The sequence below is a fragment of the Bacteroidota bacterium genome (assembly GCA_018698135.1).
GTDB lineage: Bacteria > Bacteroidota > Bacteroidia > CAILMK01 > JAAYUY01 > JABINZ01.
In genome coordinates this window covers 1-9,779 of the sequence record JABINZ010000037.1, presented here as the reverse complement: position 1 = coordinate 9,779, position 9,779 = coordinate 1, and the positions used below count along the sequence as shown (strand labels likewise).

Below are 9,779 nucleotides of genomic sequence, written 5' to 3'. Positions count from 1 at the left end.
ATCAAAGTAATCATCTTTTTCGGCTTTGGCTTTGAAATTTCCCAGGGCTTTTTCTGATGGATTTTTGTAAGTCAGATTTTTGCTTGCTACAAAATCAACAAAAGAAGTATAATCACTTTCTGATAGTCTGAATTCATCTGCCGATGCAATTTCAGGATGCTTGAGGTAGTAGTCGGTTGCAAAATCAAATGCCAGATAATCGGCAATGATGTTGTACATAATAACTCGTTGTTTATCGCTTTGCGTCACTATATCAGGAAGTACCCCTTTGCCATCAAATACAATACGTCCATTTTTTGTTTTGAATTCTGAAATTAGTGAATCGGCCACTTTTATCGCTACACCCGCGTCATTTTTATGAGAATAATCAATTTCTTGAATACATCTTCCGCTAGGAATATAATATTTGGAAGTAGTTACTTTAAGTTGTGAATTGTAATTTAACGAACGGGTGGTTTGCACCAAACCTTTTCCTAATGTTCTTTCGCCAATGATTATTGCGCGATCAAGATCCTGCAATGCACCAGATACGATTTCAGAAGCAGAAGCAGAGCCTCCATTTGTTAAAACAACAAGTGGTAAATCCGGAGCAATTGGATTTTCCATGGTTCTGTATTCTTTGTTCCAGCTTTCAACTTTTCCTCGGGTGCTCACAACCATTTCGCCTTTATCTACAAACAAACCAACAATTTTGACAGATTCAATGAGTAAACCTCCCGGGTTGGAACGAAGATCCAAAACCAAACTTTGAACATCGTTTTCACTTTGAAGTTTTTCCAATGCTTTTTTTACATCATCAGCTGCGTTTTGTTTAAAGCCAGTCAGGTTAATATAGCCAATATTTTTATCGAGCATACCTGCATAGGCCACATTTTCAATTTGTATTTTTTCACGTTTTAAATGAAGAACCAATTCTTCTTCCTGACCAGGTCTTTTTACTGTTACATCTATTTCGGTACCAGGCTGTCCTTTCAGCAAATTACTAACTTCTGCGGTGGTCATTCCCTTGGCTGATTTGTCTCCAATTAAGCTAAGTTGGTCGCCAGCAATGAGACCATATTTGTGTGCAGGAAAACCTTCATAAGGCTCAGTAATTACAACATAATCTCCTTTTTTGCCAATTTTTGCACCAATTCCTCCATAGTTTCCAGTGGTTAAAAACCGAAAGTCCTCATAATCAGACTCAGGAAAGAATACAGTATAAGGATCAAGCGACTTAAGCATGGACTTAATGGATAGTTGGATTAATTCTGCTGGATTTATGTCGTCAACATAATAGGCGTTTAACTCTTTAAAAAGATCAACATAAATTTCAAGGTTTTTGGAAATCTCAAACTGGTTTCCATATTCCTTTTTCATCTCAGACTTCTTGTCGTCACTTTTCTGAGCAGTCTGCGCATTTACAGTCGGATAAATTAAGAATATTGAAAAGATTAGTAGAGAAAAAGTTTTGACATAACGATTCATAATACAAATTATCTTTGATTTCACTAAAGAAACGTGAAAGGTATTATTAATAATATATTCTGTTCCACAATAATAATGCAAATATGCAAGAAATGTAAGGTTTGGCTTTGAATTAAGGAACCGGATCATGCCCACTTCCTCCCCACCAGGGGTTACAGGATACTATCCTTTTAATAGATAACCAACCTCCATAAAAAGGGCCATGTTTTTTTAAGGCCTCAATACTGTAGCTTGAACATGTAGGAGAATAGCGGCAACTACTTGGAAGTAAAGGAGAAATCATTAATTGATAAATCTTTACCAGCAAGATGAATAACCATTTTAATGGCAAACTAATCCATTTTAATAATTGTATCAATGATTTTTTCAAAAGAATCTTCCATTTTTTGTTGGACAATAGGCTCTTTTCCAGTATAAAAAATAATTAGTGCAATTTGCTTGCCTTGTGTTTGAAGGTGCTCATAAAGAAGATGTTTTCGCTGTCGGTATATTTCTCGGATTTGCCTTTTAAGCTGATTTCGAACAACTGCTTTCTTGAAATTTCTTTTTCCAACAGAAATCATTATTTGAGCAGGAAAATGTGTGTCCAACTCAATTTTTTTCCAAATACAAACAAAGGGGTATTGTAATACTTTGTGGTGGTCGTTACCTTTAATTAATTGGTCAATGACACTTTTTTTACAAAGTTTTTCTTTTTTGGTAAAGGTGTGACTCTGCACTATCATGAACAATGTTCATCATAAGCGAAAGAATTTAATAATTAATTCTTTCCTCTGACTTCGTCAGAAATGCTTAATTTTTTTCTTCCTTTAGCTCTTCGCCTAGCCAGAATGGCTCTTCCTCCAACACTTAACATTCTTTCTCTAAACCCGTGCTTGTTCTTTCTCTTCCTGACGGATGGCTGAAATGTCCTCTTCATAACAAAATCCTTATAAAAATTGAGTTGCAAATGTACATTAATATTTCAATTTATAAACACAGGCCAGATTAATATTTTTGACAGAGCACTTGAATCAAATTATTTAAAAAATAACATTTGACAATAGTTAGTCATTAATAATTTTATATATTTGATAGGAATATTTTAAGTTTCATAAACTTATTAAAAACACAAGTAATGATCAAATCTAAAATGCTCATCATTATGAGCACATTTTTATTTTTAAGTTTAGGTGTATTTGCACAGCAACAGCTACAGCATGAAAAAAGAACATATATTGCACCTGATGGTAATTTATATTGGAACAGGGCCTTACCAGTTTACTTATGGGCTTCAACATCCAATGGGGATGATGCTGACAATATCCTATTGAAAAGCAAAAAAACAGCAGAGTATGTTAATCCAATGTATTGGGATCAGGAAGGCGTACATTATATTCGTCACGACTGGGCAGTGGATAAGACAAGCAAAAAAATGGTTTATCCTCAAGTAGAGGTTATTTATGAAGTTTATGCCGATGGAATGGCACCGGTTTCTTATTCTAAATTTGCAACCGTACCTAAATACATTGCAGGCGGAGTTATCTATTATGGTAAAGGCTTAACAGTTGATCTATCCTCAAAAGATGCAGTTTCAGGTGTTGAAAAAACCTATTATTCTATTAATGGAGTTGCCTATTCAAATTATGGATCCACACTTCCAATGAATGAAGAAAAAGCATATACGTTAAAGTATTATGCATCTGATAACACTGGAAATGCCGAAGATCCAAAAACAAAAAGTTATACTGTTGACTTAACTGCACCTGTATCAAATCATGCGGTAAGTATGCCGAAACTTGATGATATTGTTTCTCCTAAAGCAAAAATGACGCTTTCATTTTCTGATAATCTTTCAGGAGTTAGAAATACAAAATATTATTTTGACAATGCTAATCCAGCTTTGTATTACAATCCTATTAGTTTATGGAGTTTATCTGATGGAAATCATACGTTAACTTATTATTCTCTTGATAATGTAATGAATGAAGAGGTAAAGAAAACTTATAATTTTTATTTGGATAAAATTGCTCCTGTAGTAAGTCAGGAAATAGTTGGCGATTTGTCAACCACCAATTGCAAGTACATCTCATCTCGTACAACAATTAAACTCACAGCTACTGACAACAAAGCTGGTGTTGAGAAAATTTTCTATAGTATTGATGGCTCAGGACAAAGTACTTACAGCTCTCCTTTTAAAATTCCAACAACTGATGGAAAACATTCCATTGCGTATTGGGGAGTTGATAAAGTTACCAACCTTGCCAGCAAAAAATATTTGGCAGTTTGTATGGATAACACCAAACCTTCCACATATATTTCCTATGGTAAGCCTCAATTCTTTACAAGGGATACTTTATTCATTAATAAGACTACACCAGTTACTTTAACTCCAAGAGATTATGGCTCAGGAATTCTTAAAACTGAATACAGTGTGAATGACGCTACTACACAAACGTACAGTTCACCTTATCAGATTCCTGAAGAAGGTTATAAAACAATTAAGTTCTACTCAACTGATAAAGTAAATAATGTAGAAGATGCTAAAACATCTAATTGTTTTGTAGACAATACTCCTCCTACTATTTATGTGAATTTCAGTATTCAACCAATCGATAAGAAAAATGGTTTGAATGTTTATCCAAACTATACCAGACTATATGTTGGAGCAACTGATAAGCAAGTGGGAACAAACCAAATTCTTTATGGTGTAAATGGAGCTGCTTTAAGAGATTATTCAAGTCCTTATACTTTGGATATGTCTGAAGTACCTCATTTTAGTAAAAAGAATGCAAAGTATTCAGTGAAAGTACAAGCTAAAGACAAACTTGGAAATACTTCTGAGAAAATTGTTGAGTTTTACGTAACTGACAAATAGAAAACACATTTAATAGATAAGAAAAGGCTGTCCATTTGGGCGGCCTTTTTTGTTTCCTATTATTAAGGTTAAATTTCTAATTGCTGGTTCGAGTTTGCAACTCGGATCAAAGAATATTAATTAATAGTTCCAGGAATCAGAGTCCTCTTTGAGAGACTCTGATAGAACAAATTGTATAAAAATCATGTAGATTTGATAGAACAAAACTCTAGATTATGAATATATTAATAACTGGTGCCAGTAGTGGAATTGGGTTTGAAACTGCTCTGAAATTAAGCAAGAACCATACTGTGATTGCCATAGCGAGGTCGGAAGACAGGTTGGGTCAGCTAAAATCACAAGCTGAATCTGAGTATCCTTATGCTAAACTCATCCCTTTTGCTTTTGACATTGCCAGTGGAAATTATGATGATCTAGACATGCTTATTTATGATTTAAAGAGAATCGATGTCATTATAAATAATGCAGGATTAATGATTAATAAGGATTTTGAAGCACTTGATGATACCGATTGGAACAGCTTGTTACAAGTGAACTTATTAGGGCCTGTTAAAATTATTAGAAAAATTTTACCATTTATGGGAAAGGAAGCCAAAGCGCATATTGTTAATATTAGTAGCATGGGTGGTTTTCAAGGGAGTATGAAGTTTCCAGGCTTATCAGCCTATGCTGCAAGTAAAGCTGCTTTGGCTAATCTTACTGAGGTGCTAGCTGCTGAATTTGAAGAAAAAAATATTGCAGTGAATTGTCTGGCAATCGGTGCAGTCGAAACGGATATGCTATTTAAAACATTCCCAGAATATAAAGCACCACTAAAAGCAATAGAGATGGCGGAATATATTGCTGATTTTAGTTTGAATGGGCATAAGTACTATAATGGTAAAATATTGCCAGTAGCATTGTCAACACCTTAAATTATTGATCTAATAATAACAAACCATTTGAAATTAAATTGGAAAATTCTTTATTCTGACTTTTCTCTTTCAGAAATGATTCAATTTCACTTCTGATCAAACTATGGTCGTTATTTTTTGTCATTAATTCCAGTATTTCAAGTGCAAGTAACCAATCGTTTGGATACTTTTCTTTTAACTCATACCAAATATTTTCAAGAGCATAATAATCGTATTTCTCTGTGCGAGTATTTCTTACAGATGAATATAATTCATGAAGTCTGATGGCTTCTTCGCTATGATTAATTTTATGCGTTTTTTCTTCAGGTGCCTGATAGTGCAAGTCCCATGCTATTGGATCAGCTGGTCCTGGAAATGCAGAAACAATTTTTTCGCCAACAGCCATGTCGTACATGCCCCATGAAGGTTCAAATAATACCTTATCTTCATAGGTTACGGTACATTCAGAAAAACTCATCAACAAAAGTCGCTGATCTTTTTGAAGCATAGATTCAAGAAATCCCTTTACAACAATGCCTGATTCAAATACAAGTTTACATACTTGACCTACTTTAATATCAATCATTGCCAGATCGCCTTCGCAACTTGTTTCAAGGGGTGTTTTTAATCCTTTTAGTCTACCAACAGGAGAACTAAATCCATGGGCATGATAAGATTTTCCTTGTCCGTTGAGCTCTGTTTCCTGATAGGCTAAGCTTGTAGGCCCTTCTGTTTTTAACCAAATCAAGTTTTCATCCTTAACCAGGTAATTTGTGAAAGTTCCACTTACTTGTAAACAGGAACTATATGAAGCCGTTGCTGTGTTTTCAGAAATCACTGCTTTTTTCAGTCCATCTATTCCGCCATTATTTAATGCCATTTGATCCGCAAATTCCTGAAGCACTAATTTAAGTTGCTCAAAATTTGGTGTAACAAATAATTGTGGCTGTTGAGTTGTTATATCAAAACCAACATCTTTTGCAGCCAAAGTATAAGGTATTTTCTCAACATGATCTTGCAAACAATTGAAACTTTCACCTATTGAGGAAAGTAATCCGGCACCATAAATTTTAGGATTTTGTAAACTGTCAATTAATCCATATTCAACAGTCCACCAATGCAAGTTGCGAATTTTACACATTTCTGAAGGCACAACTTCCATTTTTTCTAAATTGCTTAATTCATTTTCTGCTTTCTCGATTTCAGCTTGTGCTGTGTATGGATTTGCTTTTAAAATGGACAAATGACGGATAGCTTCATATACTTTGTAATCGTATGCAGATGAAAATGCTTTGTGACCAATTTCTCCAAATAACCGTAAATATTCTGCATATTCTTTGTTCGCAATAATCGGAGCATGGCCAGCAGCTTCGTGAATTATATCAGGTGCTGGAGTGTATTCAATCTGATTAATTGGACGAATATCTGCAGCTATAACCAATACATTATATGCCTGAAACTCCATGAATGCTGCAGGAGGAATAAAGCCATCAACGGCTACAGCTGCCCAGCCAATTTCTTTAAGAATACGATTCATCCCATACATATGTGGAATTTCTTCAATACTTATTCCTGTTTTTTTCAATCCTTCGAGATAAGACCCATGTGCAACCTGACTAAGGTAACGAACATTTTGCCGCATGACATACCTCCAAAGGGCATGATCTTGCGAAGTATAATCATTGTAAGGTTGGTCAATAACCAAATCCAAAAGGTGTTTGGGTAACTTGTCCAGAACTGAATTAGATTCCATTCGACTGTTTGTTAATATGATAAGCAAATTTACTAATTTATTTAGACTTATTCTTAATTGATCGGATATGACAGCTAGAATTAAAGTTTTTGCTCCTGCCAAATTATTCATTAAATTAAGCATCAAATTAAAGTGTTTATTTACTTAACATCTCAATTTTCAGCCTCATGATTTTTATTTGCAGACGAGAACGTTTTAATGCTGCTCATCGCGTATTTGTTGAAGGGTGGAGCAATGAGAAAAACCATCAGCATTTTGGAGCTTGTTCTAACCCCAATTGGCACGGACATAATTACGAATTGTTTGTGAAGGTGAAAGGTGAGCCAGACTCAGTGTCAGGCTATGTGATTGATTTGAAATTACTCAGCAAAATTATTAAGGATAAAGTAATTGACAAAGTAGACCACAAAAACCTAAATCTTGAAGTGGATTTTATGCAAGGTGTGCAACCATCAACAGAGAATATTGCAAAAGCTATTTTCAATGAAATATCACCATTGATTTTAGAGCAAAAAGCAGTCTTGCATTCTATCCGACTTCACGAGACAGAAAATAATTATGTTGAATATTTTGGTGATTAGTTGAGTTGCAATTCTAATCTTCAGAAAACTCAATGAGTAATTTCCGATAAGCATTAAAAATATTTGCTCTGGAAACAAAACCAACATACTTGCCTTCATCAATGACTGGTAAATTCCAATAACCGCTTGATTTGAATTTGTCCATGACGATGTCCATATTGTCTTCAGAAGAAACACTTGCATTGGGCTGTATCATCACATCTCTAACAAATACTTTGTTATACAATTCTTGGTCAAACATTATTTTCCTAACATTATCCAAAGGTACCAAGCCCAGGAAGTTTCCTTTTTCATCAACAACAGGGTAAATATTTCGAACAGAGTTTTTGATGATTTTTATTAAATCAGCTAAATTTTGATCTGGTTCAATGCTAATGAAGTTTTTTTCAATTAGTTTGTCGATTTCTAACAAGGCCAATACCGTTTTATCCTTATGATGAGTAAGTAATTCACCTCTTTTTGCTAATTGATAAGTGTAAACAGAATGCTTCTCGAAATACTTAATTGTAGAGTAAGAAATGGCAGCAGTGATCATTAGAGGGACAAAAAGTTCATAACCGCCTGTGATTTCAGCAATCAGGAATATTGCCGTAAGTGGAGCATGTAATATTCCTGCTATTGTTCCTGCCATACCAACCAAGGCGAAATTTGCTACAGAAATATTTTTAATATTAACGATTGAATTAAGCCAAGTTATGGTAGACAGCCAATTGACAACCGATGCAAACAGAAAACCTAACGTACTTCCTAGAAATAGAGAGGGCGCAAAAATTCCACCAATTCCACCACTATTTAATGTTACTGAAGTTGCAATTGCTTTGAAGAATATTAATAACAACAAGAACCCAAATACAATGGGTAATGAGTCTTTGAAGCTGTAAAACAAAGACGTTTCAAGCAGAAAAGTAAAATTTCCATTCAGTAACGAATTGATGGATTCATAACCTTCACCGTATAAAGGGGGAAATAAAAAGATAAGCGTTCCGAGGATTATTCCGCCCAAACCTACCTTTATATAGGAATTTTTAACCTTTTCAAAAGTTTTCCCGATGTTGATATACGCTCTTGTAAAATAAACTGAAACAAAACCAGTAAAAACACCCAATAAAATAAACCATGGAACTTCACGGAACAAAAAATCATCGCTGATATTGATATGAAACAAAACATCTCTTCCCTGGAAAAAATAGGATGTCAATGCAGCCACGGAGGAAGCCAATAGTAAGGGTACAAGAGAGGATAAGGTGAGATCAAGCATAATGACCTCAATCGCAAAAACGATAGCTGCAATTGGTGCTTTGAAGATAGCTGCTAAAGCACCTGATGCAGCACAGCCAATTAATAAGGTGCGAGTCCGATAATTTAAATGAAGCGCTCTGGCAATATTAGAACCAATTGATGCTCCGGTTGCAACTGTTGGTCCTTCCAGTCCAACAGAACCACCAAAACCAACTGTAAAAGCGCTGGTAATGATAGATGAAAACATATTGTGTTTCTTGATGATGGAGCCACCTTTGGAAATTGCATATAAAGTTACTGGAATACCATGTCCAACTCGTTGACGTATCAAATATTTTATGATTATCATGGAGATGAAAATACCAATAGCAGGATATGCAAAATATAAATAGTTTTCGTAGGAAGTAGCAAAGTCACTGGTTAAGAAAGTTTTAATCAAATGAACCGAATTCTTAATTAAGACAGCAGCTAAACCAGTTGAAAATCCAATTAGAGCACTTAAAAACAGAATGAAAGGGCGATCCTTTATGTGTTTTAATCGCCAGCCGATAAAAAGGCGTAAGTACTTATCGAATATATTTGTTTTGTTTACGGGCACCAGTGAACTTTTATTTCAATCACAAACATGGAATAATTTCCTCGTATTCAGGATATTAATTTGAAATTATCCATTTTGTGATTTTCTTTTTAAAAACCAAGCCCATCCTAAAATAATAAGTAACAAGGCAAAAAAGGAATAGGAAAAAATAAAGGAGGCTTTTATAAATGGATTTTTATACTCAAATACAATAGTTGAAGAACCCTCAGGGATTTGTACGGCCATGTACAATATATTAAACTGATTGATTTTATCTGTTTCGCTATTCACAGTAACAGTCCAGCCGGGATAATAGCTTTGCAGTAAACATAGGAATTGTGGGCTTTTGGAGTTTACCTTAATTTCTATCCGATTTGGTGAAAATGAAGTAATAAAAGCAGTATCACCATCT

At 34.6% G+C, this 9,779-nt stretch carries 10 protein-coding genes; 3 read left to right on the top strand and 7 right to left on the bottom strand.

The window, feature by feature from the left end; genetic code table 11:
• From HOG71_02640 to rpmH, 4 genes are all read right to left on the bottom strand, one after another.
• The coding region (locus HOG71_02640; GenBank protein ID MBT5989727.1) for a S41 family peptidase at window positions 1-1,467 on the bottom strand (1,467 nt) is incomplete at its 3' end.
• A 112-nt stretch (window positions 1,468-1,579) separates the two neighbouring features.
• Complete coding sequence (gene yidD, locus HOG71_02635; GenBank protein ID MBT5989726.1) at window positions 1,580-1,804, bottom strand: membrane protein insertion efficiency factor YidD; 225 nt, start codon at window positions 1,802-1,804, stop codon at window positions 1,580-1,582.
• The gene (locus HOG71_02630) at window positions 1,800-2,192 is read right to left on the bottom strand and encodes a ribonuclease P protein component (protein ID MBT5989725.1); all 393 of its coding nucleotides are present in this window, start codon (window positions 2,190-2,192) and stop codon (window positions 1,800-1,802) included. The genes yidD and HOG71_02630 overlap by 5 nt, the downstream gene beginning before the upstream one ends.
• Before the next feature lie 35 nt (window positions 2,193-2,227).
• Complete coding sequence (gene rpmH / locus HOG71_02625) at window positions 2,228-2,386, bottom strand: 50S ribosomal protein L34 (protein ID MBT5989724.1); 159 nt, start codon at window positions 2,384-2,386, stop codon at window positions 2,228-2,230.
• A 198-nt stretch (window positions 2,387-2,584) separates the two neighbouring features.
• Here rpmH and HOG71_02620 point away from each other — a divergent pair, with 198 nt between their 5' ends.
• Window positions 2,585-4,324, top strand: coding sequence for a hypothetical protein (locus HOG71_02620; protein MBT5989723.1), 1,740 nt, complete (start codon window positions 2,585-2,587; stop codon window positions 4,322-4,324).
• A 215-nt stretch (window positions 4,325-4,539) separates the two neighbouring features.
• Window positions 4,540-5,238, top strand: a complete 699-nt coding sequence (locus tag HOG71_02615) for an SDR family oxidoreductase (GenBank protein MBT5989722.1) — start codon at window positions 4,540-4,542, stop codon at window positions 5,236-5,238.
• A 1-nt stretch (window position 5,239) separates the two neighbouring features.
• Here HOG71_02615 and HOG71_02610 read toward each other — a convergent pair whose 3' ends face one another.
• Window positions 5,240-6,970 carry an aromatic amino acid hydroxylase gene (locus tag HOG71_02610; protein MBT5989721.1) on the bottom strand — a complete coding sequence of 577 codons (1,731 nt, stop codon included), beginning with the start codon at window positions 6,968-6,970 and terminating at the stop codon, window positions 5,240-5,242.
• Window positions 6,971-7,137: 167 nt separating this feature from the next.
• Here HOG71_02610 and HOG71_02605 point away from each other — a divergent pair, with 167 nt between their 5' ends.
• On the top strand, window positions 7,138-7,551 hold the full coding sequence (locus tag HOG71_02605) for a 6-carboxytetrahydropterin synthase (GenBank protein MBT5989720.1): 414 nt from the start codon (window positions 7,138-7,140) through the stop codon (window positions 7,549-7,551).
• A gap of 13 nt (window positions 7,552-7,564) precedes the next feature.
• On the opposite strand, the gene HOG71_02600 is transcribed toward HOG71_02605, so the two are convergent.
• The gene (locus tag HOG71_02600) at window positions 7,565-9,388 is read right to left on the bottom strand and encodes a chloride channel protein (GenBank protein MBT5989719.1); all 1,824 of its coding nucleotides are present in this window, start codon (window positions 9,386-9,388) and stop codon (window positions 7,565-7,567) included.
• A gap of 66 nt (window positions 9,389-9,454) precedes the next feature.
• Window positions 9,455-9,779 (bottom strand): YfhO family protein (locus HOG71_02595; protein ID MBT5989718.1); only part of this gene is annotated, 325 nt, incomplete at its 5' end.